Annotated in this window: 26 protein-coding genes and 3 pseudogenes; 12 read left to right on the top strand and 17 right to left on the bottom strand. The window is 68.7% G+C overall.

Translation table 11 applies throughout. The features are described 5' to 3' along the window. Positions 1-483: 483 nt before the first annotated feature. The 5 genes from OG933_RS01935 to OG933_RS01915 all read right to left on the bottom strand — a co-directional run bounded on the left by OG933_RS01935 (position 484) and on the right by OG933_RS01915 (position 3,868). A complete protein-coding gene (locus OG933_RS01935; RefSeq protein ID WP_405624959.1) occupies positions 484-876 on the bottom strand; it encodes an ANTAR domain-containing protein in 393 nt (130 codons plus the stop codon). Between the two features lie 83 nt (positions 877-959). Then, positions 960-1,220, bottom strand: a complete 261-nt coding sequence (locus OG933_RS01930) for a hypothetical protein (protein WP_362531546.1) — start codon at positions 1,218-1,220, stop codon at positions 960-962. A gap of 406 nt (positions 1,221-1,626) precedes the next feature. After that, the gene (locus OG933_RS01925; RefSeq protein WP_405624958.1) at positions 1,627-2,154 is read right to left on the bottom strand and encodes a hypothetical protein; all 528 of its coding nucleotides are present in this window, start codon (positions 2,152-2,154) and stop codon (positions 1,627-1,629) included. A 17-nt stretch (positions 2,155-2,171) separates the two neighbouring features. Beyond that, positions 2,172-2,408 (bottom strand): hydrophobic protein, encoded by a 237-nt coding sequence (locus tag OG933_RS01920; RefSeq protein ID WP_405624957.1) that lies wholly within the window; start codon positions 2,406-2,408, stop codon positions 2,172-2,174. A 548-nt stretch (positions 2,409-2,956) separates the two neighbouring features. Next, positions 2,957-3,868 carry an aldo/keto reductase family oxidoreductase gene (locus tag OG933_RS01915; protein ID WP_405624956.1) on the bottom strand — a complete coding sequence of 304 codons (912 nt, stop codon included), beginning with the start codon at positions 3,866-3,868 and terminating at the stop codon, positions 2,957-2,959. A 93-nt stretch (positions 3,869-3,961) separates the two neighbouring features. On the opposite strand from OG933_RS01915, the gene OG933_RS01910 reads away from it, so the two are divergent. The 3 genes and pseudogenes from OG933_RS01910 (at position 3,962) to OG933_RS01900 (ending at position 5,947) form a co-directional block, all read left to right on the top strand. Then, the gene (locus tag OG933_RS01910) at positions 3,962-4,825 is read left to right on the top strand and encodes a LysR family transcriptional regulator (RefSeq protein ID WP_362531557.1); all 864 of its coding nucleotides are present in this window, start codon (positions 3,962-3,964) and stop codon (positions 4,823-4,825) included. 271 nt (positions 4,826-5,096) lie between these two features. After that, positions 5,097-5,493 (top strand): annotated as a pseudogene (locus tag OG933_RS01905) (GNAT family N-acetyltransferase); the annotation flags it as partial. A gap of 274 nt (positions 5,494-5,767) precedes the next feature. Beyond that, complete coding sequence (locus tag OG933_RS01900; protein ID WP_362531559.1) at positions 5,768-5,947, top strand: DUF6480 family protein; 180 nt, start codon at positions 5,768-5,770, stop codon at positions 5,945-5,947. 367 nt (positions 5,948-6,314) lie between these two features. On the opposite strand, the gene OG933_RS01895 is transcribed toward OG933_RS01900, so the two are convergent. After that, positions 6,315-7,532, bottom strand: coding sequence for a PP2C family protein-serine/threonine phosphatase (locus tag OG933_RS01895; protein WP_405633195.1), 1,218 nt, complete (start codon positions 7,530-7,532; stop codon positions 6,315-6,317). Between the two features lie 93 nt (positions 7,533-7,625). On the opposite strand from OG933_RS01895, the pseudogene OG933_RS01890 reads away from it, so the two are divergent. Beyond that, a pseudogene (locus tag OG933_RS01890) lies at positions 7,626-7,769 on the top strand (NAD(P)H-quinone oxidoreductase); the annotation flags it as partial. A 122-nt stretch (positions 7,770-7,891) separates the two neighbouring features. Here the strand turns inward: OG933_RS01890 and OG933_RS01885 are convergent. After that, on the bottom strand, positions 7,892-8,476 hold the full coding sequence (locus tag OG933_RS01885) for a DinB family protein (RefSeq protein ID WP_405624955.1): 585 nt from the start codon (positions 8,474-8,476) through the stop codon (positions 7,892-7,894). A gap of 181 nt (positions 8,477-8,657) precedes the next feature. After that, positions 8,658-9,973, bottom strand: a pseudogene (locus tag OG933_RS01880) (MFS transporter). An 89-nt stretch (positions 9,974-10,062) separates the two neighbouring features. Between OG933_RS01880 and OG933_RS01875 the strand changes: the two are divergent. After that, complete coding sequence (locus OG933_RS01875) at positions 10,063-11,043, top strand: winged helix-turn-helix domain-containing protein (protein ID WP_405624954.1); 981 nt, start codon at positions 10,063-10,065, stop codon at positions 11,041-11,043. A 103-nt stretch (positions 11,044-11,146) separates the two neighbouring features. After that, complete coding sequence (locus tag OG933_RS01870) at positions 11,147-11,374, top strand: hypothetical protein (protein WP_405624953.1); 228 nt, start codon at positions 11,147-11,149, stop codon at positions 11,372-11,374. A gap of 73 nt (positions 11,375-11,447) precedes the next feature. Here OG933_RS01870 and OG933_RS01865 read toward each other — a convergent pair whose 3' ends face one another. Both OG933_RS01865 and OG933_RS01860 read right to left on the bottom strand, forming a co-directional pair. Then, positions 11,448-11,864, bottom strand: coding sequence for a hypothetical protein (locus OG933_RS01865; protein ID WP_405624952.1), 417 nt, complete (start codon positions 11,862-11,864; stop codon positions 11,448-11,450). Positions 11,865-12,101: 237 nt separating this feature from the next. After that, positions 12,102-13,085 carry an aldo/keto reductase gene (locus tag OG933_RS01860; RefSeq protein ID WP_405624951.1) on the bottom strand — a complete coding sequence of 328 codons (984 nt, stop codon included), beginning with the start codon at positions 13,083-13,085 and terminating at the stop codon, positions 12,102-12,104. Positions 13,086-13,225: 140 nt separating this feature from the next. Here OG933_RS01860 and OG933_RS01855 point away from each other — a divergent pair, with 140 nt between their 5' ends. The 3 genes from OG933_RS01855 to OG933_RS01845 all read left to right on the top strand — a co-directional run bounded on the left by OG933_RS01855 (position 13,226) and on the right by OG933_RS01845 (position 14,216). Continuing rightward, positions 13,226-13,483, top strand: a complete 258-nt coding sequence (locus tag OG933_RS01855; protein WP_405624950.1) for a helix-turn-helix domain-containing protein — start codon at positions 13,226-13,228, stop codon at positions 13,481-13,483. Then, positions 13,417-13,773, top strand: a complete 357-nt coding sequence (locus OG933_RS01850) for a hypothetical protein (protein ID WP_405633192.1) — start codon at positions 13,417-13,419, stop codon at positions 13,771-13,773. Before OG933_RS01855 ends, OG933_RS01850 begins: the two co-directional genes overlap by 67 nt. A 299-nt stretch (positions 13,774-14,072) precedes the next feature. Continuing rightward, positions 14,073-14,216, top strand: coding sequence for a hypothetical protein (locus tag OG933_RS01845; protein WP_405624949.1), 144 nt, complete (start codon positions 14,073-14,075; stop codon positions 14,214-14,216). A gap of 48 nt (positions 14,217-14,264) precedes the next feature. Here OG933_RS01845 and OG933_RS01840 read toward each other — a convergent pair whose 3' ends face one another. Next, a complete protein-coding gene (locus tag OG933_RS01840) occupies positions 14,265-14,885 on the bottom strand; it encodes a TetR family transcriptional regulator (protein WP_405624947.1) in 621 nt (206 codons plus the stop codon). A 59-nt stretch (positions 14,886-14,944) separates the two neighbouring features. On the opposite strand from OG933_RS01840, the gene OG933_RS01835 reads away from it, so the two are divergent. Then, a complete protein-coding gene (locus OG933_RS01835) occupies positions 14,945-15,469 on the top strand; it encodes an AAA family ATPase (protein ID WP_405624945.1) in 525 nt (174 codons plus the stop codon). A 783-nt stretch (positions 15,470-16,252) separates the two neighbouring features. Here the strand turns inward: OG933_RS01835 and OG933_RS01830 are convergent. The 6 genes from OG933_RS01830 to OG933_RS01805 all read right to left on the bottom strand — a co-directional run bounded on the left by OG933_RS01830 (position 16,253) and on the right by OG933_RS01805 (position 20,846). Next, positions 16,253-16,519 (bottom strand): nitroreductase family protein, encoded by a 267-nt coding sequence (locus OG933_RS01830; RefSeq protein ID WP_405624944.1) that lies wholly within the window; start codon positions 16,517-16,519, stop codon positions 16,253-16,255. A gap of 201 nt (positions 16,520-16,720) precedes the next feature. Next, positions 16,721-17,461, bottom strand: coding sequence for an NAD(P)-binding domain-containing protein (locus OG933_RS01825; RefSeq protein ID WP_362531598.1), 741 nt, complete (start codon positions 17,459-17,461; stop codon positions 16,721-16,723). 106 nt (positions 17,462-17,567) lie between these two features. Beyond that, complete coding sequence (locus OG933_RS01820) at positions 17,568-18,161, bottom strand: TetR/AcrR family transcriptional regulator (protein WP_405624942.1); 594 nt, start codon at positions 18,159-18,161, stop codon at positions 17,568-17,570. A 247-nt stretch (positions 18,162-18,408) separates the two neighbouring features. Continuing rightward, complete coding sequence (locus OG933_RS01815; protein ID WP_405624940.1) at positions 18,409-19,248, bottom strand: helix-turn-helix transcriptional regulator; 840 nt, start codon at positions 19,246-19,248, stop codon at positions 18,409-18,411. A gap of 355 nt (positions 19,249-19,603) precedes the next feature. Beyond that, positions 19,604-20,092: an SDR family NAD(P)-dependent oxidoreductase gene (locus OG933_RS01810; RefSeq protein WP_405624938.1), complete on the bottom strand. Its 489-nt coding sequence runs from the start codon at positions 20,090-20,092 to the stop codon at positions 19,604-19,606. Positions 20,093-20,261: 169 nt separating this feature from the next. Next, positions 20,262-20,846, bottom strand: coding sequence for a TetR/AcrR family transcriptional regulator (locus OG933_RS01805; protein ID WP_362531610.1), 585 nt, complete (start codon positions 20,844-20,846; stop codon positions 20,262-20,264). Positions 20,847-20,984: 138 nt separating this feature from the next. Here OG933_RS01805 and OG933_RS01800 point away from each other — a divergent pair, with 138 nt between their 5' ends. Continuing rightward, complete coding sequence (locus OG933_RS01800; RefSeq protein WP_405624937.1) at positions 20,985-21,710, top strand: SDR family oxidoreductase; 726 nt, start codon at positions 20,985-20,987, stop codon at positions 21,708-21,710. A gap of 68 nt (positions 21,711-21,778) precedes the next feature. After that, the gene (locus OG933_RS01795) at positions 21,779-22,843 is read left to right on the top strand and encodes an aldo/keto reductase (RefSeq protein WP_405624935.1); all 1,065 of its coding nucleotides are present in this window, start codon (positions 21,779-21,781) and stop codon (positions 22,841-22,843) included. Positions 22,844-23,320: the final 477 nt, after the last annotated feature.

Genomic DNA, 23,320 nt, shown 5'->3' with positions numbered 1-23,320 from the left:
GCAACTCAAAGGCTCTGGCCCCGATACTTCGGTCCCACTCTCCGGCGCTCCGTGAGCACTTCGGCGGCGAGTGCCGAAACCTCGGGGTGGCCACATGGTCGGCAACCGGTCGACTCGTATGCCGGCCCGCCTGCGCGGGCCACCGCGTGAAGGCCTCGGCGGGGCGGCCTCGGAGAGGGCTGCGGCTCTGTTGTCGACGCCGGGTTTCCCGGTGGCTGCACACCAGCCGCGTCTTGATCGTCGCTTCACTCAAGGACGAGAACCCGGCGAGGCAACGATTGCCGTGCCCGTCGGCCGTCAACCGGACCACGTCCTGTTCCCGCTGCGTCAAGTCGGTTCGCAGGGCGACCACTTGACCGACGAGGCCTTGAAGCACTACGGGCTGGCCTACGCCTCGAGGACACCGATCTTGCGCGACTCGTCGTCGACGACACCACGGTCGCGCCGTTCCCGGACGTCGGCTGCGCGAATCATGACGTCTCCTTACCTGGACGACCTGCCCGGCCGCCGCATGTCGCACCGCCGGCCTTGTGCGTGAAAGTCGCGCAGCGTACGTCGTAGCGCCCGCTCCATCCGGTCCGGGAGCGGCTTGCCCTCCCAGGCGGCGACCACGGCCGCCGCCACCTCGGGAAGTTTGCTGTCGCACTGCCGTGAGACGTTCACGAGCAGACCTCTGGCCGCCCCGCGGGTGCAGGGGGTCAGGACCATGACCATGCCGCGGGCCTGGTCGATGACCGCGCGGCCGGCCAGCGCGCGTCGCAGCTGATCGTTCTGGGCGCGCAGGACCTCGACGTCCTCTCCGGTCGCCGGGTTCCCCCACGTGGCCTCCGCCCGCAGCTTCCACCAGTCTTCCTGGAGCACGGTTGTGCGGTGCATGGCGTACCTCTCAACTGGCTGAACGGGTTCGGTCTGGCGGAAGCGGTCCCGCAACCCTCCTGGTTGCCGAGCCACTTCGCGGATCACCTGCGGCGTTCGCGGTCCCGGCGGTCCTCGCGCTCCCAACGCGCCCGGTTCTGGCGGCTGTAGCGGCGGTCCCAGCGTTCCTGACGATCCCGCCGCTCCTCGTAGTCCCGGTACTCCGCTGGACGGCTGCCGCCGCCGCGATCGCGGCCGTGGCGGACAGCGGCGAAGACGAGTAGCGAGGCGGCCAGCCACCAGAAGGGGTGAAGGAACCCTAGGCCGAACAGGGACACGATCAGGATGAGAAGCAGAACGAACACGGTGGGCCTCCCCGGGAGCTGGACACAGCATCGATACCGGGGACTGGGGTGTCGCTCAACAGCCTAGTCCTGAAAGCAGGTTGTGGATACCGTTCGAGGTCAGCGCACTCCACGAGGCACGGACAGCCGCTTGACACGTGCCGGGGAACCGAGGCGAGTGCCGGCGTGCGAGATGCCGCCCCTGCCCCGGTAGTGCCGCACCGCCTGAGCGCTCCCCGCAGGGCGCTCCCGCGCATCGGATCCGGAACCCGGCGCGTCACGAGCGAAGGCCTCCCCCTCATGCCGCGTCCGTCGCCGGCGAGTTCCGCCGCGCCGGATGCGCCCCGAGCGGGCGCCGATCCGCTGCCCGCCGCGTCTCCCGGCTACGAGGTGTTCCGTCGGTGTCCCCACATGGTCTCTTCCACGGTCATTCTCTTCCGGCGAGGCTCATGGTGTCCCTGGTGTCCTTGGTCGCGGTCTCGATCTTCAGGTCGAACGTGAGGTCGGTGAAGTCGGCCGGCCCGATGCCATCACTGCATGCGAAGCGGTACGTGTTGTCGTCCGCGGCCTCTACGACCAAGCCGGCATTCCTGGTCCAGGTGAGCGTGGCGCCGGTCGTGCCGCGCCAGCAGTTCCACACGCGCAGCGCGGCCGACGAGTTGGGGAACTGCAGGAATCGGATCGCCACGATGGCCGGGACTGCGTCGGCCCACAGACATGCAGTCGGAGTGCGGAGGCCGTTGATCTCCAGTTCTCCTTCCGACATCGCCAGGCAGACTCCCTGCCCCGGCGTGTCGGTGAAGGACGTGAAGGACAGAGCCGCCCGCGTTGACGGCCACTCGACCGGAACGTCGTAGGCGAGATGGACCGTCTTGGCGCCGATCTCCAGTGGCTGGCCCTTCGACTCCTCGAACGCGCTCTGCAACGTCTTGGTGCGTAGGTATCCACGCGTCATTTCTTGCCTCCTTGGCCTCACAGCTCGGTTATGGCCTGCAGCGCGACCCTTCCGGCACGGGGGCTGTCGGTCTCGCTCCGCCCGGTTTGGCGATGACTCCTGTCGGCGCTTCGTCCGCTGAACCGTCCCCGCATCAGGAAACCGATCACCCAGAGGATCAACAGGGCCACGGCGACGTACCAGAGGACGTGCAGGGTGAAGCCGAACCCGAAAACGACCAGGACCAGCACGAAAAGCGCTGTCCACAAGAGCACGGCAGAACCTCCGGTTCGCATGGGTCTCCGCGATCCGCGGGGTCCCGGCGAACTGAGAGCGGTGGGCTGGTCCGGAGAGTCCGGAACCGTTGCCACACACCGTGCCTGTCAGTCAACGCCTGTGGTCCCTCCCTGTCAACGCGGTGGAGAACCGGGCGAATTGTAATTTTCCGCCAGGTCAGGTGCGCAGCCGGGCGGACCGTGTCGAGGGGTGGAGTGATGACGGCAGGCGAGTTGGTGCACCCTCCCACTCATCGCGACCGCACGCAGGCGGCGCCTGCGATGCGCCCGCCGCCCGCCGCCCGCCGACCGTCGATCGGTGGACGGTCGCTGTCGGCGTCGCTGCTGCTGCTGGCAGGCGGCGATCGCCCGCCGATCAGCCGACCAGCAACCGATGTCAAGCTGGGGACGCGCGGTGGAGTCACCTCCAGCGGCGCCACCGCACAGCAGCATGGGTGCACACGCCCCTCGGTCACCAACCATGAGGCCCGCATCAGCTCATTCGCCACCGCCCCTTCGTCGTGCGGGGGCCGGGCTGCGTCCTGCCATCAGCCGATCTTGTCCAACTCGACGAGTTCCTCGTCGGAGAGCGAGAGTCCCGCGCCGGCGACGTTCTCGCGCAGGTGCGCCACCGACGAGGTGCCGGGAATGAGCAGGATGTTCGGCGACCGCCGCAGCAGCCAGGCCAGGGCGACCGACATCGGCGTCGCGTCCAGCCGGGCGGCCACGGCGGAAAGCGCTGTGGACTGCAGCGGGGTGAAGCCGCCGAGGGGGAAGAAGGGCACGTAGGCGATGCCCTTGTCGGCGAGTTCGTCGATCAGCTCGTCGTCGTGACGGTAGGCGAGGTTGTACATGTTCTGCACGCACACGATCGGCGCTATCGCCTGCGCCTCGGCGACCTGCTCCGTCGTGGCGTTACTGACTCCGAGGTGCCGGATCAGACCCTGCTGCTGAAGTTCGACGAGGGTCTCGAAGGGTTCGGCGAGCGAGCCGGGCCGGGGCCCCTGAGCGTTGCCGAGCCGGAGGTTGACCACGTCGAGCGAAACGCGGTCGAGGTCCTCAAGGTTTTCGTGGACGGCGCGGCGCAGGTCCTCGGGCCGGCGGGCCGGGGGCCAGCCGCCCTGCTGATCGCGGACCGAGCCGACCTTCGTCACGATGTGCAGCGATGCGGAATAGGGGTGCAGCGCTTCGCGGATCAGCTGGTTGGTGACACGTGGCCCGTACGCACCGGCGGTGTCGATGTGGCTGATCCCGAGGCCGGCGGCCTCACGCAGGACGGCCAGCGCGCCGTCGCGGTCGGCAGGCGGGCCCATGACCCCGGGGCCGGCGAGCTGCATGGCGCCGTAGCCGAAGCGGGTGACGGTGAGATCGCCGAGGGTCCAGGTCCCGCCGGGCAGTGACGCGGAGGGCAGCGACGCGGAGGGCAGTGACGCGGAGGGTGTGTGCGCATTTTCGCTCATGCCGTCGATGCTCGCTCGCGGGCAGCCACCGCATCCAATACCGATACAGTGCCCTGTCATACCCGGTGGGTATCACCGAGGTACGTTGTGGCCATGGACACCTTGGAGACCCGCGAGTTGAGGTACTTCCTGGCTGTCGCGGAGGAACTGCACTTCGGCCGCGCCGCCGAGCGCCTCGGCATGGCCCAGCCACCGCTGTCCCGCGCGATCCAGCAGCTCGAGCGGCGCCTCGGCGTCTGCCTGCTGAAACGCAACCGCCGCGGCGTCCTTCTGACCAGCGCCGGAGAGATGCTGCTGCACGAGGGCCGCGCAGCTCTCGACGCGACCACCGCCGCCGCTCGCCGCACCCGTCGCGCCGGGGGCGCCGACAGTGCGGGCGGCCCCCGAAACCGCCTGGTGCTGGCGGTGAAGGCGGGCGCGTCTCACGAACTGCTGCACAAGCTCCTCGACGCCTACGCGGCCGAGCCCGACGCCGCCGAGATCGAGGTGCTACCGAGCGGCACGTGTGAGCAGGAAGGGATGCTGCGCGACGGCCGCGCCGATGTGGCGCTCATGCACGCGCCGTTCAACTCCCTCGCCGGGTTCGACAGCGAGGAACTGATGACCGAGGGTCAGATCGCTGTCCTGCCCGCCGGGCATCCCCTGGCCGCGCAGAGAACTCTGTCCCTGGCCGACGTCAGTGAGATCCCCGAACTCCCGCTCGCCCGCTGGTCTCGCAACGGCACGTACCCGCCCGGCCCGGGCCCCGAGATCCACGACCAGACGCAGTTGGCCCAGCTGATCGCCCTCGGACGCACGGTGGCCGTCTTCCCCGACTCGGCCCGCGCCTGGCTATGGGCCGAGCACACCGCCGTCCCCCTGACCGACGCGCCCCCGGTCGTCACCCACATCGCCTGGCCCGCACACAGTCGCTCCCTCGCCCTCGCCGGGCTGATCCGCACGGCCACACGGCTATGACCCGCCCTCGCATTCCATCGCCGCGACACACTGCCTGACCGCCGGCCCTCACACCCCATCGCCGCCGCCCATGGGCACTGTCGCCACTTCGTGTACTGCCGATCGTGGGCTCGCGAGAGGGCGGAATGAGATGGACTGGCGCGGAGGGAAGCACGTGCTCGGCCCGCCGCTGGAGCCAACTGACCTTCGGGTCGGCCTGCACGGGTATCCCTCCAGCGACTCCCTGCCGGTCGGCGGCTCCCCACGGGGCTGGAAGGCTTCCAGACGGTGCTTCCCCTGGTTCGTCGACCACTAGGGCGGCAACCCTGGTTTCGCCTGCGTCATCGCCTTCTATGGACAGCAGCCCGTGGCCTTCGCCTATGGAGCCCCCGCCACGCCTCACCGCGATGGTGGCGCGAGCATCTCGAGGAGACCCCCGACAACCACGCAACCTTCGCCTACTCCGAACTGGCGGTGCGGACCACACACCGAAAGACAGGAGCAGCAGAACTGGTGACCAGAGCCCTCCTGAACGACACGAAGACCTGGTGGTTCTCCTCGTCGACACTGAGCACCCGCCGCGAGTGCGAGCCCTGTACGAGTCCTGGGGATTCCGCCAGGTCGGGGTGCGTCAACCCTTCGCCGACTCACCCCTTTACGCCGTCATGCTGGCCGAGCTACCCCTGCGCTTCGTTGCGAAGCGATCCTGTTCAGCCGCCGCACCGTCACATGGCTCTACAGGTGAGACTGCCAGGAGATGTAATCCGCGCCGGCGGCACCAGGACCAGAGCCACCCCCAGCCACAGCATGACCATGCCGCCGCTGTACGCCGTGTAGGCCCGCCCGTGCGAGCAGTTCCAGAGGGCGTCGCGCCACTCTGGAGCGCGGCTGTGGGAAGCCAGGCAGGGCGGGCCAGGATGGTCACCGGATGCGTGCTCGGGGAACCTGTATGAGCCTGAAAACATGACTGACCCGCTCGTACCTCCTGAGGAGACTCCGCCGGCCGAAGGCTCAACAGCCGAGGCTCACGAAGAACGCGCCGATGGCGGCATGTGGGAGCACCCCGGCATCTGGGTGTGGCTGATCCTTGCCGGCGCCGTGATCGTTGCGGGCTTCTATATTGCCCGCGTCATTTCGCTCTAAGCCGGGCACTCCGGCCAGCCCTGATTGCGCAGCGCGTCAGGGCCTTCCATCTAGTCGCCGCACACAGTCCACGCAGGTCGGCCCGGCCTGCGGCGAGGTCATCGACCAGCTGCTGGAGATCAACGTTGTCTACCGGCTCCGCGCCGCCCAGGGCGTGATCGGTCTGCGCAATAAGTACGGCGACGAGCGGCTCGAGGCCTGCGCCACCACGGTCGGTGACTCATCGCACCATCAAGGACGTCACCGGCACCGTCACCGAGACCGAACCCGGCGACGGCGGAGCCGCCGCCGTCCTGCACCAGGGGGAGGAGGTGCTGACCGAGTACCCGATACGGGTGAAGACGGAGCAGGAGCACGGTGAGGCGCGTCATTGGTGCTGCGGGTGCCATTCGAACAGCAGGATGGTTGCATCGTCCCGCAGTTGGTTGCGCTGGTAGTCGAGGATGGCGTGGATGAGCAGCCGCAGCACCTCGGCTGGGCGCTGTCCGGCGGCGGAGGAGCGGATGATGAAGTCAGTGAACCGGTCGAGGCCGAACTCCGCACCGTCCGCGTCGCGCGCCTCCACGACACCGTCGGTGTAGAGCAGGACGCAATCGCCCGGTTCCAGGGTCGCCTCGTGGACTTGCCGGGCTCCCGGGGCGAGGTGGCCAGCCAGGCCGATCGGCGGCTGCGGGGGGCTGTCCAGCGCCTGGGCGAGCACCCGCTCGGCACGGATCAGCAGCGGTGGGGGGTGGCCGCAATTGACCCAGCGCAGCCTGCCGGTCTCGGCATCCAGCCGGCACAGTACGCCGGTGCTGAAGTGGTCGGGCAGCCACCGGGTGAGCGCCTGGTCGACAGAGTTGACGACGTCGGCCAGGTCGGCACCGGCCCGGCGGGCGTTGCGCGCTGCCGCCATGGCGACCGAGGTGGTCAGACCGGCGGTGAGATCGTGACCCATGGCGTCGAGGATCATGGTGTGCAGGATGTTCTTGGCCACCGAGTGGTCGAAGGCGTCGCCGGCGATGTTGTACGCCGGTTCCAGGACCGCGGTCGATACGCACCTGCTACTGCCGATGGTGCGGGGCGGCAGGAAGGCCCGCAGCATTTCGGCAGGCAACCGCATGGTCGCAGTGCGGGTGCGGGCGGCGAGCCAGTCGCTGTAGGCGCGCTTGGAGGTGATCAGCATGGCGAACAGATGGGCCAGTATCCGGCTGCGGCGCATCCGCACCCCGTCGAGCGAGGCGGTCCGAATCGCCAGCACGCCCAGCCGCTCCGCACCGTCGACCAGAGGCATCCAGAGGATCAAGCCGTCGTCGGCTTCGTCCACCCGCGGAACGACCGTGCGGTACGCCCAGCCGGCTGACGAGCGGTCCACCGGCAGCGGTTCCAATGCCTCGTCGAGTGGGATGAGCAGCTGTTGTTGCAGGTCGACGAGGTAGATCAACGCGGTGTCGAGGCCGAGGGACGAGGCGCACCGATTCGCCAAGGCGGGCAGTTCGACCGGCAGGGCAGTCTGCGCCTCGATGATCAACTCTTCCAGTCGATTCTCGTCGAGGGCGATGTCGGGACCGGAGGACGCGTCTGGTGGGTCCGACAAGGGGATCACCCCTTTCCTGCCCAGTTTCACACCGATCGCGTGTTCTCTCACGTCAGCCCGCAGCGAGGGCGAGAGCGACGCGAGGACGGTCAGCTCAGCGGGCTGCAGGAGGGTGAGACCCTTCTCGTGCACGGCGGTGCCGGAGGCATCGGCACCTTTGCGATCCAGATCGCCAAGGCGCTGGGAGCTCGCGTCGCTACCACCGTCGGAGGCCCGGAGGAGGGGGCCCGACGCGCTCGAGCTGGACGAGGACGAGGAAGGCGCGGACTGAATGCCCACATCGGGTGACGCGGGCATATCGGGTGGCCGGGTGCTCGGAAATCGCAAGCGCCGGTAGGGGAGCTGGTCAGGCTGCCTGATATCTCCGACTAAGCCTTGATTGATGCGGCCGACCTGGCGGCCTGCTCGATCTTCGCGCAGTAGGCTGCACGGGCTTCCTCGTCGATCTGCTGCTCGTTTTCGGCGCGCACCCCGGTCCGGCCGTCGAGGCCCTCGCGCAGGATATCGGCGTGCCCGGCATGCCGGATGGACTCGCCGAGGACATGGATCATGACGGCGAGCAGGTTCGTGTTGGGATAAGGCTCCGGCCACCACGGCACGTGGCCGGGGGCGTCGAGGGGCAGATCGTTGATCGTCGCGTCCGAGTGTTCCCACGTGCGCCGGTAGAACCCGATGATCTGATCGCGGGTGTCGTCCTCGGTCGCCCACTGATCGCTGCCGTCGGAGTCCTGCCACCGGGACAGCGATTCCGGGGAAGGGCGGTCGAAGACCTCGCCGAAGTACCTGGCCTCGACGGTGGCCACGTGTTTGACCAGGCCGAGGAGGTTGGTCCCGGTCGCTGTCAAAGGCCGGCGGGCGTCGTATTCGGACAAGCCGTCGAGTTTCCAGAGCAGCGCCTCGCGGTCCCGCCGCAGTCTCCTGTGCAGGTTGTCCTTCGCGAATTCATCGATCATGTGGCATGAACCTTTCATGGGCTGTTCGTGGTCTCAAGATCCCGTACGTGGTCCGCAACGGCCGGCGGAGCCGATGCTCAGGACTCCTAACACAATGAGGTACCGGGAATGACTGTCTGTCAGAGGGACGTGGGGTGGGGGTGGGGTGCGTGACGGCTCGCGGCCGACCGACCTCCGACGGCTACTGCGCAGGAGAACTACACGCATGCTGTTCGGTGCCGTTCTCTGATCCCGTTGAGCAGTTCGGGACGGGGACCGGGGAGGTGGGCCGGTGCCAGGTGAGAATCCAGCCGGCGGTAAGCACCGCCGCGCCGCCTGCCAAGGCGATTGCGCCGCCTGTTCCGATGCCTGCGGCCACCGAGCCGAAGCAGGCCGGTCCGACGCCCTGCAGTGTCATGCTGCCGGAGCCGAGCAGACCGAAGGCCTGACCCTGGCCATCCTGCGGCAGGGCGTCCAGGAACGGCCGTTGCAGGCCGAGACCGTAGGCCAAACCGAAGCCGCAGAGCAGCAGCAGACAGGACGAGACGCCCACTCCGGGCTCGGTGGCGAAGCCGACCAGCGGCAGTCCCGTCAGCGCAGTCAACGGGACGACCAGTCGCTCCCGGGTGGGTGGCCGTAGCAGTCGACCCACCAGCAGGTCGCCGACAAGCATGCCGGCCGGCAGACAGCCCATCAGCACCGCGTACCAGCCGGGCGCGAAGTGACGTCCTCCCGCGTAGGCGACGATCAGACCTTCCGCGCCCGCTACGAACGCGGGCGGTAGCCACTGGGCCAGCATGAGTCGTCGTACCGTGGGTCCGCGCAGCAGCAGGCCGGCACCGTGCAGGCTTGCCCGGACGGCCCCGCCATCGCCCCGAGCGCTGCCGGATGTGCCGCCGAACTCTCCCAGCTCCAGCCGGGGTAGCCGGATGCGGACAGCGAGCGCGCAGCCGAGGTAGAGGGCGGCGCTTACCGCGAGCGCCCGGTGCGGGCCGAGTACCGCGACGACCGCACCTCCCAGCGCCAGACCGAACAATTGCGCGCCAGAGGAGGCGATGTTGTTCAGTGAACGGCCCAGTACATAGGCGTCGCCCTTTAGCCACTGCGCGACCAGCCGACTCGACGCGCCGCCGAACACCGGTGTGGCGAGGGCGGCCAGCGCCATGACACCGAGGCTTGCCGCGATCGGCATCCGCACCAGGGCGAGCAGCAGGGCGGCGGCGCACTCCAAGGCGTAGCCGCCGGCGATGAGCGCGCGGGGCGGCAGTTGGTCCGCCAGTGAGCCCAGCAGCAACGAGCCGAACAACTGCGGGAGAAAGCCGATGCCGAAGGCCAGTGCGCTCAACAGCGCGGAACCGGTGGCCGCGAAGACCAGCACCGAGAACGTGGTGATCGCAGCGAGCCCGCAGTGATCGCGACGGCGCGGGTCGAGAAGAGCAGCCGAAATCGCGGCTCGGCCAGCACCTCCCGGTAGGTGGCACGGTGGTTGCCCTGCGCGGGTTCGGCGGTTGGGGTCATGACGCCCAGCCTCGCCATGCGCCCACGCCACTCACCAATGATTCGTCGCTGGACGAATCGGAACAGACGTCCGGCGGTAGCATCGCAGGGTGCTGCGCTTCGAAGTCCCCGTCGAGGACCTGCTGCGCAGCCGCTTCGCACTGTCGCCCGCGATGGACCTCTGCCTACTACTGCGCTCGCTCGCCGGCCAAAACCGGCCGCTGCCTCGAGCCTGGGCCACCCGGCTCCTGCCGGCCTTTGAACGGCTTCGCCGCGAGACCGAACTGGACGCCGCCCTCGCCCTGCACACCCCGCAATCCGGACCGAACTTCGTCGCCCCGCCCCCACGCGGCATCAACCAGACCTGGGCAGACGACCTGGCCATGATCCGGGCCACACCGCTGGAAGCGGCCCGCCACGAATTCGCCACCACCGCGACCGGCCCGTCCGCCCATGATCCCCGCGTACGCGCAGTGCTGGACTCCACGGACGCCGTCTCCAGGATCGCCGAGGCGATGGACCAGGCGTGGCACGAGCTGCTCGCCACGGACTGGCCGCAACTGCGCGCGATCTGTGAGCGCGATGTCGTGCACCGGGTGGGTGTGATCGGCGAACAAGGCTGGGCCACGACCATCGAGAGCCTGCACCCGAGCATCGCCTGGCGCGCCGGAGGTATCGAGATCGGCTTCTTCCCCCCAGTCGGAAGCGTCCGCCTCGCCGGCGACGGGCTACTGCTGATCCCTTCGGTCTTCGTCGGGAATATCGCCGCCCACCTGGAAGACCCCTGGCCCAGGACCTTGGTCTATCCTGCCCGCGGCACCGCCGCCCTGTGGGGCGAACAGGCGACCGTCCCCCAACCGGACGCGCTGACCGCTCTGGTCGGCCGGGCCCGAGCCCGGCTGCTGTTGGCGCTGGACGCCCCGGCCAGTACCAGCCACCTCGCCCGAAGCCTCGCCATGGCGCCCGGCGCGGTTGGAGACCACCTCGCCATCCTGCGAGGCGCGGGGTTGCTCGTCCGCGCCCGGTCCGGACGGTCGGTGCTCTACCGGCGCACCCCGCTCGGCGAGGCCCTGGTCGTCGGTTCGGGCTGAGGGCTCCTCCCACCGTGGCCAAGCCGCCGCCGACCTCCTCACCAGCGCGTTCCCGAACGCGGTCCTGGTGCACATCCCCGTCCACGCATCTTGGCTGAACGAGGTGGAGATCTACTTCTCCGCCGTGCAGCGCAAGGTCGTCTCGCCCAACGACTTCACCGACCTCGCCCAGGTCGGGGTCCGGCTCCGAGCCTTGGAAGACCGCTACAACGCTACGGAACAGCCGTTCCAGTGGAAGTTCACCACTTCCGACCTGGACGATCTGCTGGCCAGACTCGATCGGCACACCACCGATCACCAGGAAGAATCCTCGGTCGCGCTTGCAGCCTGATCAACCCCGAAGGTATTCAGAACTCGACCAACGAGTGTGCAGCTGACGAGATGGCCACTGTCCGTCCCCCGCCTCACGTAGGCAGCCACCCAGGCCACCAGGGTGGGACATTGTCCAGGGGGCAGTTGCCATTGGTGTCGTTCCCCACCCCGAGCGGGGTCCCCAGCCAGGCGAAGTGCACCAAAGTCAGCGCGATCAGTGCTGCCAGGAAGACCGCAGGTGGTATCAACCGGTTCAGGTACCGGCGTTTCTGATGCCGCAGCATGCCCGCGGGCAGTGCCCACGCAGCCAAGCCGGTGAATCCCGCCGCGACGACCGTCAGCGGTGCTTCCCAGGTCCACAGATCGAACAGGCTCGGGTGTTCCCGCAGGATCACGGCGCAGGTCCGGCGCGCCGCGCGGGATAGCCAGTAGGCGCCGTAGCCCGCGAGCGCCCCTGCGAGCAATGTCAAGCAGCCTGCCATCCAGGGCGGATTGGTCTGTCGTTCCATGTCAGAGCTTGACGCACCGCAATGCTGCGAGGTTCCTCCACCTCCCCGGCCGGACCCGGGAAGTGACGGGACACGTACAGCGTCGGCTCCGCCGTCAACCACCGAAGGATTTCAGGAGCCGACCACTTGGAGAGCACCTGATCAAGGTCAACGTGGATGTGAGTGGGATGTCCGTTTCAATTCGTCAGGTTGGTGTGGCCGAAACGCTGGAAGCGGCGCAGTCCGCTCGCGTGGGGGTCAGACCCAGTTCGGGGCGTGCTCTGCGGAGTAGCGGGCGCCGAATGCGCCGGTCGGGAGGACCTCGCGGATCGCGGCGAGATCGGCCTCGGTGAGGGCGACGTCGGCCGCGTGGGCGTTCTCCTCCATGCGGGCCGCGCTCCGGGTGCCCGGGATCGGGACGATGTGCTCGCCCTGGGCGAGCAGCCAGGCCAGGGCCAGCTGGGAGACGGTGATGTCCCTGGCGGTGGCCAGCTTGTCGAGTCGGTCCACGGCTTCGACGTTCTTCTCGAAGTTGCCGGGCTGCCAGCGCGGGTCAGTGTTGCGCATGTCGGTGGCGTCGTACTGGCCCGCGGGCTTCGCGGTACCGGTGATGAAGCCGCGGCCGAGGGGCGAGTAGGGGACGAAGCCGATGCCGAGCTCCTGGAGGAGCGGGAAGAGCTGCTCGACCTCGCGCTCGAACAGCGAGTACTCGGTCTGCAGGACCGAGACCGGCTGGACGGCGTGCGCCTTGCGGATGGTCTCCGGGCCCGCCTCGCTCAGGCCGAAGTACTTCACCTTGCCCCCGTCGATCAGCTCCTTCACCGCCCCCGCGACGTCCTCGATCGGCACGTCCGGGTCGACGCGGTGCTGGTAGAAGACGTCGATCTGGTCGACGCCCAGGTAGCGCAGGCTGTTGTCGGCGACCTTGCGGATGTTGTCGGGGCGGCTGTTGAGGCCGAACCCCTGGGACAGGTCGGACAGGTCGAAGCCGAACTTGGTGGCCAGGACCACCTCGTCGCGGAAGTCCTTGACCGCCTTGCCGACCAGGATCTCGTTGGAGCCGGTACCCAAGCCGTAGAGCTCGGCGGTGTCGAAGAAGGTGACGCCCAGGTCGTGGGCCCGGCGGATGGCGGCGATACCCGCCTCCTCGTCTCCGGGGCCGTAGGCCATGGTCAGGCCCATCGAGCCGTAGCCGATCGCCGAGACGGTCAGGCCCTGGGTGCCGAGTGCCCTGTGCTGCATGAGTATCTCCTGATGTAAAACCAAACAGTTCGGTTTGAACCCTACGCCGACCACTGCCCGACGTCAAACCAAACGGTTTGGTCGGGTAGCGTGGAAGCCTGAGCCCCTCAACCCGCGCAGACTCCGTCCGTGACCGCATCGTGAGCGCCGCCAAGGCCGAGTTCTCCCTGCGCGGGATCGCCGGGGCGCGGATGGACCGCATCGCCAGGGGCGCCGGGACCAGCAAGGAACACGTCTACGCCTACTTCTCGAGCAAGGTGGCCCTCTACCGGTTCGTCTCCGCGCAGGAGCTGGCGGCCGTGGCGAAGCGACCGGCACGGACCCCACCGACCTGCCCGGTTACGCCGGCCGCGTCCATGACTGCTTCACCGACCACCCCGAACGCTTCCGACTCATGAGCTGGGGGCAACTCGAACTCGGCGCCGGCGGCTCCCTCCCTGACGACACCTTCCGGGAATCGGTGACCCGCAAGATCGAGCAGATCCGCGACGCCCAGAAAGCTGGCCATCTGGACGCCCACTGGGCCCCAGTCGACATCCTCGTCCTCATCCACCAGATCGCCACCGCCTGGGCTGCACAGCCTGACCTGCTGCCCCCGCACGGCGAGGGTCGCGCCACGTTCCTGGCGGCGCGCCGAGCTGCCATCGTCGCAGCCGTCGAGCGCCTGTTTCCCGCGACGACGAACTGACCGCGCCCCGAGCACTCGACGTGGCGCCTCACCCTCGTTGGCGCCCGGGAGACTCGGGCGAGTGACCGAGCGCTGTCGCATCTCGCCAATATCGAACAGCGGTGAAGGTGGCGCCCTCCAGATGCAGCGCTGATCTCCATTCCCGTCAACAGATGCTCGGGCCCGCCGGGGGTCAGCGCGGCCCCAGCTCGCGTCGGCGCCGCGCGGCGGGGTCCGGACGGGTGCGGCGAGGGTGAGCGGCACGGGGAACTCCACCCGCCAAGGGTGACCCGGCACCGTGAATTGATTGGGGAGGCGCAATGCTCAAGCGCGCACGCTGCGCATCGTCGAGGAAGCACGGAAGAGCCGGGGACGGCACGCTGCCGCTGATCGTCTTCATGGGAGCGGCCACCTGCGCCGCACTCACCCTCGGTGGTGGCGCCTGGCTGGCGGGGCTGCTGTAGTGGTGCTGGGGCACGATCCAGATTTTTCGGAGTTGGGCGGTCTGAGGCTCAGTGTGGGCGGGGGAACAGGCGCTCGACGGCGGTGACCAGGGCCGCGCGGCGTGCGCCGACGGAGGTGTCCGCGGCCAGCTTGGCCGCGGCGGCGCCGATCTCCGGCTGACCTGCCCAGGTGGTGGCGATCTGGTTGATCAGGGCGAGCACGTCGACCGGGTCCCAGGCGGGATCGATCAGGCCGGCGCGCTGCGCGTCGCGGAGCTGTTCGATCTTGCCGGTGATGGTGGTCAGCATGGGGTCCACCGTCTCGCTGTCGGTTTCGCCGTCGGCGAGTTCGAGGCGGCCCCAGGTGATGAGCCGATAGTGGTCCGGGTGGGCTGTGAAGTGATCGAAGAGGATGCCGGCGTAGCCGGGCAGGTCTGCCGGGTCCATGCGGGTGGCCTCGATGAGCGCGGCCGTTTCGTTCCCGGCGATGTGGTGGTAGAGGGCCTCTTTGCTGCTGAAATAGGCGTAGACCCGTTCCTTGCTGGTCCGCGCCTGCTTGGCGAGGCGGTCCACTCGGGCGCCGGCGATGCCGTACCGGGCAAACTCATCCTTCGCCGCGGCGAGGATCCGCTGCCGGGTATCGGCGCTAGAGGAGTTCGAGGTCTTACGGGAGACGGCGGAGCGAGGCATAGGGACACGATAGGCGACCAAACAGTTCGGTTTGTCAGCCATGCAGGGAAGATCTGGGCGTGACGACGTTGTTCCTGACGGTTGGCCTGCCCGGGGCCGGAAAGACCACGAGAGCTCGACAGCTGGCCAAGGAGCACAGCGCGCTGCGGCTGACGCCGGATGAGTGGATGCTCCCGCTGTTCGGTGATCCGCAGCCGGCCGGGAAGCGCGATGTGCTGGAAGGACGGCTGCTCTGGCTGGGTCTGGAGGCGCTGAAACTGGGAACGAACGTGGTCTTGGATTTCGGGTGCTGGTCTCGTGACGAGAGGTCCGCGATCCGCTGGTTGGTGATGTCTGTGGGCGCGTCCTGTCATCTTGTGTACGTGCCGGTGGACCATGAGACCCAACGCGCTCGGATCGCCCATCGCCAGTCGACCACCCCTGATCAGACCTTCGCGATGAGCGAGACGGACCTCGTGCACTGGAGGACGCTGTTCGAGGAGCCCGACGCCACGGAACTCGATGGACATGAGGTAGGAGATCCGCCTCCGGGGTGGTCAGGATGGCTGGAGTGGGCCGCCGATCGGTGGCCATCGCTCGCGTGACCGTCCGGCCAACCTTGGTGCCGCCCACCAACGCAACCGTGCCAGGAGCGCCGAGCCCTGAAGATCCGCCGGACAGGCTCTAGCCCTGCGTGGCAGAGCGTCGCGCCGCCACGTATTCGGACCAGTTTCCGCCGGCGAGGTGGCCCAGCGTTCGGCTGTCTTGGGGTGGATGCCGAGCCGGTCGGCTATGACCATGGACGGCAGGTCTACCAGGGCGTCCATCATGGCGGTGTTCCGTGCAGCGCGGGCGGGCAGAGGTTGGTGTCTCAGGGTGTCGGCGAGACCGAGGGAATTGCGCGGGCGTCCAGGGCTGTGGCCGGGCAAGAGGTATCTGCACCCGGCCGTGTTGCTGTGCCGGGGGCTGTGCTGTAGCTGATCGTCGATGAGGCGGGCGAGCTTTGGCGGGAGCACGAAGGGGTGGCGGTTGGCCGTCAGGTAGGTATGCCCCTGGTCGTGGCGAATGTGGTCGTCGGTGAGTTCGACGATGCGGGTCAGGGGGAGGGCGTAGAGGCGGACGAGAGCAGCCGAAACGCGGACTCCAGGGGCAACGCGGTGTCGTTGAAGCAGCGCAGCAGCTCTCTTCGGTGCTCGTCCTCGGCCAGGAAGTGGCCTGGGAGTTGGGCGGCTGAGTGCTCGATGGCCAGATCGGGCGGGCAGAGGCGTCGTGCAGTGCTCCAGCGGAGGAAGGGGATGGAACGGGAGCGCAGGGTTGGCCGATCGCCCAGGTGTCCAGATGCCGCTGCTGGAGCTGGGGGAGACTCAGGCGCTGGGTGTCGAGCCAGTTCAGGAAGTTGATGGCGGCGAGGACGTTGCCGTAGTCACCCTTGTGTGCGGCGTAGGTGTAACGGCCGCGGGATGCACCGTCCACGGCTGGGTGTTGCTGTTCGAGGGGGCCGTCTGTGCGTCTTCCAGCACGCCGCGGATGTCCGAAGGGGACAGGGCGGTGGGCAGGAACTGCCGGGGGGAGCGGCGGGAGCGTGCGATGTCGGTGAAGGGTGGTGCGGTGCCGGGCAAGGCGGTTCCTCTCCGTGGCGCGCAACCATCTGCCATGCGGCGCTGCGCGGAGGCCGCCGCGGCTGCGGACGCACCCTGCGGGTGCCGGCAGGCTTGCGGATGCTCGCAGGCAGCGGCGTGCCGAAGCTGCAGTCCGCAGCGCGGGGCACTGTGCGCTCTTCGTGTTCGTCTTCGTTCGTGGCGTGCCGGCGCTGCCGCTCTCGTGTCGTTGCGTGCGCGAGAGTGGCGTCGGGTGTCTCAGCGGTGGGCGGCGCGGTTCATCTCGACGACGTCGTCGACGGTGGGATTGGCCGGGAGGGCCGCGAAGCGTTCCGGGAGGCTGTCGCGGATGGCCGCGTCCTTGACGCGGTCGGCCGCGGCCAGGGCCGCCGGCAGCTCGTCGAGGGTCAGCTCGGTGCAGTAGGCGGGGCTGTTCGGCTGCTGGCGCCAGGAGTCGGCCAGCGTGCCGGTGTCGTAGGGGTCGAAGCCGGTGTCGTCCACCAGGCTCATGGCCACCTTCCGCGCCTCCTCGGAGTCGCCGGCGACGGGGATGGCGAGGCGGCCGGGCGTTCCGGCCGGGACGCCCTTGGTCCGCTGGGTTTCGGCCAGGGCGGCGTTCCACGCCTTGACCACGGGGCGGCCGAGCAGCTCGGCGGTGTACACGCTCTCCACCTGGCCGTTGTCCACCGCCTCGATCGGCTCGCTGAGCATGCCGGGGTAGTAGTTCGAGGTGTCGATGACCACCGTCTCGTCGGGCACCGACGCGAACAGGTCCGCCAGCTGGCCCGCCACCCCGAACGGGATCGACAGGACGATGACGTCCCGGCCCTGGACGGCGGCGTCGGAGAGGTCCGCCGCGCTGGCCCCGGACTCCAGTACCTCCGCCCGGACGGCCTCGGGGCCGCGGGCGTCGGCCACCTGGACGTCGTGACCGGCCGTGCTGAGCTTGGCAGCGAGGTTCCCGCCGATGGCGCCAGCACCTATGACAGTAATTTTCATGATTTGTTCCTCAAGAGGTCGTGCCGCCCCTGGGGGCAGCACGATGTGATGGATGGGTTGGTGGTGCCGCCTGGCGTTGCGGGGGCGGAGCGGGGTGCCTGGCGATTTACGCCTGGGTGTCCTGCTGGCGGTAGCCGCTCGCGATGAGCGTGCGGAGCCGGTCGAGTGACTCCTCCTCCGTACCGGTGCCCTTGATCCAGGCGATGGAGCAGGCCGCGAGGAACAGGTCATGTCCCCGCACCGACGCGCGCACGTGGCCCGCGAGCTGCGCGGCCCGCACGTGTTGATCGGTGGCGGTGATGAGGATGTCGCAGGGGATTGTGAGGGGGTTGTCCGGCTCCTGCGCCCGGGCCGCGGCCATGAGCGGGTCCGGCAGCCCGCTGAAGGCGCTGAAGTAATTCTCCATCGCCCGCAGCCACTGCTCCAGCGCCTCGGCGGGGTCGCCCAGTTGCTCGATGTCCGCCTGGCGGGCCACGAGTTCCTCGGAGCGGGTCTGCAGCACGGCCGCCAGCAGTGCCTCCCGGGTGGGGAAGTGCCGGTACAGGGTGGCGGGCCCGACTCCCGCCTCCTTGGCCACCGCCTCGAGGGAGGTGCCGACCCCGTGCTGCAGGAAGTGACGCTGCGCGGTCTCCAGGAGGGCAGCGCGGTTGCGCTGGACGTCCGCGCGGGGCTTACGTCCCCGCAGTTCACCGGCGCTCATGCGCCCTCCTGCCTGCCATGATCGTGTGGCCGCATCAAAACGGATGCTGCCTCCGCATGCATTCGAGAGTAAAACGGAGGGGGCATCCGGTCAAACCGGCGGCCCGACCACGGTGCCCTGACAGGGCAGGGGGCCAACATGTCTGGCCGCAGAGCGCAGGGCACAGCCGTGCGGGCCGCACCATTCCAGGCTGCCCATGTCCGGCCCCTCCCGCGCCGAGCCTGGCCCGTCCCCCCGGGCCAGAACATCAGGGGGCGACCTGCTGGTGCCCGATGACGGAGAGCAGTTCGAGCTTGCTGTGGCTCTCCGTGCCGGGGCGAGTGGTCAGCACCACCAGCGTTTGGGCGCGGTTCTCGGTGTACAGGAGCTGGGCGTCGACGTCGATGCGGCCGAGTTCGGGGTGGAGGATGGTCTTGCAGTCGTCGTTACGTTGGGCGACCTCCTGGAGTTCCCACATGCGGACGAACTCGGGGCTGTGTTCCTGGAGTTCGGCGAGGATCCGGGCGGCTCGGGGGGTGTCGCTGCCGGCTGTCAGCGTGGCCCGCAGGCGTGCTGCATGGGCACGGCCGTGGTGTTCGTGGACCTCCTCGGGATACACCAGACGTTCGGCCGGGTCCATGAACCAGCGGTAGTAGCCGCTGCGGGCCAGACCGGTGTGGCGGGTCTGGTCGCCGAGCAGCGCGACGGCCAACGGGTTCATCGCGAGGGTGTCGACCAGGTCGGTCGTTACCAGGGCCGGGGAGTCGTCCAGGCGATCCAGGACCCGCAGCAGCGTGGGGCTGACATGCTCGGAGCGATGGAAGCGGGCCGGAACATTGTGGCCGATGAGACCGAAGAGATGGTCGCGTTCGTCCAGCGTCAGCCGCAGTGCCCGGGCGAGAGCGGTGGTGATCTGGACGGAGGGCTGCGGAGCACGCCGCTGCTCCAGGCGGGCGTAGTAGTCGGTGGACATGCCGGCGAGCTGCGCGACCTCCTCGCGGCGCAGCCCCTGCGTACGCCTGCGCGCCCCCTCGACCAGCCCGACGTCGCGGGGCCGCAGCGCCTCACGTCGATGGCGCAGGAATTCCGCCAGTTCCTTCTTGTCCATGCCGTCCATCCTCGCCGCATCCCGCCCGGCTATCCAGAGACCGCCGATCCATGGCTGAGCCACTCCTCTCCCACCCGCGCGAAGCCGCTCGTACGGCCGACGCCGAGGGCGCGCGCAGCGAGACGACCCGATGATCACCTGCCCCTGGGTGTCCCGCTGGGAAGTTCGCCGGCTGTCGGCGGTACGCCGCAGGCCGTCGGCATGGAAGGCGGCCTGCGGCGACGGTCTCCCGTCGAGGACGCCTGACGCTTTGGACGGGCCCCGGGCCCCGTCGCCCGGGCCTGGCCCATACGACGAAGTTCGTCGTGTGACGGCGCTCGCGTGCTGTTGTTTCCCGTCGGAAACAACAGGTCGCTCAGCTGCCGCTGATCATGGCGAGGACGTCGTCGTAGGAGCCGTTGGCCTGCGCGTCGCGGATGAAACTGGCGCGCTCGACGACCAGCTCCTTCGCATCGGGCTTCTCACGCAGCAGGTCGAGGGTCTCGGTGAGGAAGGCGTCCAACGGCATGGAGCCTTCGCTGTCCTGCTGGCCCATCAGGGTCGTACGCACGCCCGGCGGGACCACCTCGATCACCTGGACGCCGGTGTCAGCACCGGCGAGCTGGATGCGCAGGCTCTCGGAGAAGGAGTGCAGCGCGGCCTTGGTCGCGCTGTAGGTCGGGGTGCTCTGATACGGGACGAACGCCAGCGCCGAGGTGACGTTCATGACGACCGCGTCGTCCTTGCCCACCAGCAGCGGCAGGAAGGCGTACGTCATCCGGATCGTACCGAGCAGGTTGACGGTGACGTGGGGGGGGGGGGGGGGAGCCTGCGCTACCGGCCTGATCTGTGTGACGCCGGACATGGCTCCGTCCAGAGACCGGCGGGACCGCCGGCATCACAGAAGTTGAGCCAGAACCCCGTTCTCATGGACAAAGCCCTCTCAGGCCGGAGGCGCCGTGCTCAGCAGCAGCGCAAGAGGCTGCACAAAGAGATGCGCGCTCATGTGCAGCCTCGATTGGTCGCTGGCGCGGTTAGGCACGCCTTCGATCTTCCTGGCGCGGCTTCAGCCCGTCGACGACGACGGTGAGCATGCGGTCGAGTTGGGCGCGCTGCTCGGGAGCGCCGGCCACGGAGAGCACGCCGGCGAGGATGCCGCCGACGTCGACCGGGTCGATGTCGCTGCGCAGCTCTCCTGCTTCGGCGCCGGTCCGGAGCACCATCCCCAGGATTTGCTGGATCTCATCACAGACGGGTCCGGCGCCGAAGCGTCCGGAAGCGCTCATGGCGACCAAGGCTTCGCAGATGCCGCGCCGTTCACCCGCCCACTCGGCGAAGCGGCGCATCCAGGCGTGGAGAGCCTGCGCGGGCTGCTCGGAGGCCAGAAGGTCCCGGGCGTCATCGCGCAGAGGGCGGATCTGGTCGCGGTAGACCTCTTCGACCAGGTCCTCTCGGGTGGGGAAGTGCCGGTAGAGGGTGCCGCTTCCCACGCCCGCGCGTTTGGCGATCGAGTCCAGCGAGATCGCCTTTCCCGAGGCGAAAGCCTCAGCGGCCGTGGCGATCAGGTGCTCGCGGTTGCGCTGGGCATCGGCGCGCAGGGTATTGCGTGTAGGTGTCATGGCCTTCGCGATCGGGAGTGTCGGGTCGAGGTGCGGGGCGATTCGGGGAGGTCTCCGGTTAAGTGTACGGTGGACGCAAGCGGAGACCTCCCCGCTTACTGGGGCGCCCGACCCTGCCCGCCCGACGAAAGGCCCGCCATGCCCGCAGCACTCATCACGGGCGGCACGACCGGAATCGGCAGAGCGACCGCCGAACTGCTGCACGCCCGTGGCTACCAGGTCGCCGTCACCGGACAGAACCCCGAGTCCCTCGCGCGAGCACGACTTGAGCTTCCCGACGATGTACTCGTCGTCCGGTCCGACGCACGCGTTCTGTCCGACACCGACGCTCTCATGGCGAGGGTGTCCGAACGTGTCGGGTCTCTCGACCTGCTGTTCCTCAACGCCGGGATCTTCCGCCCTGCACCGGTTGCCGGCGTGACGGAGGAGTCGTTCGACGAGCACGTCGACGTCAACTTCAAGGGTCAGTACTTCACCCTCCCGAAGGCCCTTCCGCTGATGAACGACGGCGGATCGATCGTTCTGACCGTGGGCATCGCATCCCGCAGGGGCATCCCTGGCGCCACGGTGGGGGCAGCGACGCGCGGTGCCCTGCTGGCGATGCTGCCCTCGCTCGCGCTCGAACCGGCTCCGCGCAGGATCCGCGTCAACACCGTGAGTCCCGGCGCGACCGAGACCCCGCTGTTCGACAGGCTGGGGGTATCCCAGAGTGGCCGGGACGCCATGCGCACGATGATTCCGTTCGAGCGCTTCGGGTCCAGCCAGGAGGTCGCGGAAGTCGTCGCCTTCCTCGCCTCGGACGCCGCCGGCTACGTCACCGGTCAGGACGTCGCCGTGGCCGGCGGCTACGAGCTCGGCGCCTGAACTCGGGCACGTCGACCACCGGTCCGCACCTCTCGAACGCCAGGAACCACAACTAACAGGAGAACACGATGCCACTCACTCTCGACACCTACCGGCAACTGGGGCGTTCCGGCCTGCGGGTCTCGCCGCTCGCGCTCGGGGCGGCCACCTTCGGCAACGACTGGGGCTGGGGCGCGGAGAAGGACGAGGCGCGGAGGTTGTTCGACCTCTACGTCGAGCGCGGCGGGAACTTTATCGACACAGCGGTCACCTACACCAACGGCACGTCGGAGCGCATGCTCGGTGAGTTCGCCCAGGACAGACGAGACAGCTTGGTCCTGGCCACGAAGTACACGACCCTGCGCCGGCCTGACGACCCCAACTCCGGTGGCGCGAGCCGAAAGAGCCTCTTCAGGTCGGTCGAAACCAGTCTGCGACAGTTGAACACCGATTACATCGACCTGCTCTACCTGCACGTGTGGGACCCCACCACACCCGTGGAGGAAATCCTTCGCGGTCTGGACGACCTGGTCCAGCAGGGCAAAGTCCTCTACGTGGCCATCTCCAACACCCCGGCCTGGCAGATCTCCCGCATGCAGACGATCGCCGACCTGCGCGGCTGGTCGCCGCTGGTGGCACTGCAGCTGGAGTACAACCTGGTGGAGCGTACCGGGGAGCGTGACCTCATCCCGATGGCGCAGGAGCTGGGGCTGGGAACAGTTTTGTGGTCGCCGCTGGCGGGAGGGGTGCTCACCGGCAAGTACAGCCGCCAGGACTTGACCACGTCGCCGTCCGGCGAGAGCGAGAGCGCCCGCAAGAGTTTCAACCTGGCCCTCGGCGGAGTGACCGAGCGCAACCTCGCCATCGTGGACGTGGTCAAGGAGGTCGCCGATGAGCTGGGCCGCACGCCGGCCCAGGTGGGGCTCGCCTGGACCCTGCACAACCCGGCGGTGACAGCGCCGATCATCGGGGCTCGAACCGCCGAGCAACTGCGGGAGAACCTGGGAGCTCTGGAAGTCGACCTCACCCCGTCCCAGATGGCGCGTCTGGACGAGGTCAGCGCGATCGACCCCGGATTCCCCCACGCCATGCTCGCGAGCGACCACATCCGCATCCAGACCCGCGGCGACCTGAAGATCCAGGCCCGCCGCTGACGACCGAGCAAAGCGCCAGGGAGCGGCGATACCGCTGCCACTGGCCGGCGTCCGTCCCTTGGAGGCCGGCCAGACCGACGCGAGGGCAGCTTGTTGTCACCGACTGGGCGGCTGGTGACAGAAAGGCTGCCGAATGAGCGTTTATGACAAGCCGCGTGCCTCACCGGTGACAACCAGACTGCTTCGACCGGTCTCATTCACCAGCTCAACCGGCTCTGCGGTGACAACTACTGAGCCTCGGCTCACGAGTGGGCGCCAGTGGGCGGCTGGCTCCAGAATCTCGGCGACGGCGGGCGGCGGCTGGGCAGCGGCTCGTTCGGCAGCGGTTCCCGGCCGCACGAGGGCTGCAGCGGGAACGGCGGGAGGAGATTGGGGACCGGTGCCCAAAGGGCGGCGGGTGGTGCTCACCGGATCATCCTGGCAGGTCCGGTACCAAGCGGGGCCACTTTGAGCGCAGAGGATCAAGAGTCGGGTTGC

Source organism: Streptomyces sp. NBC_00016 (assembly GCF_045040885.1).
GTDB classification, from domain to species: Bacteria; Actinomycetota; Actinomycetes; order Streptomycetales; family Streptomycetaceae; genus Streptomyces; species Streptomyces coriariae.
This window is presented reverse-complemented; position numbering and strand designations above follow the sequence as displayed.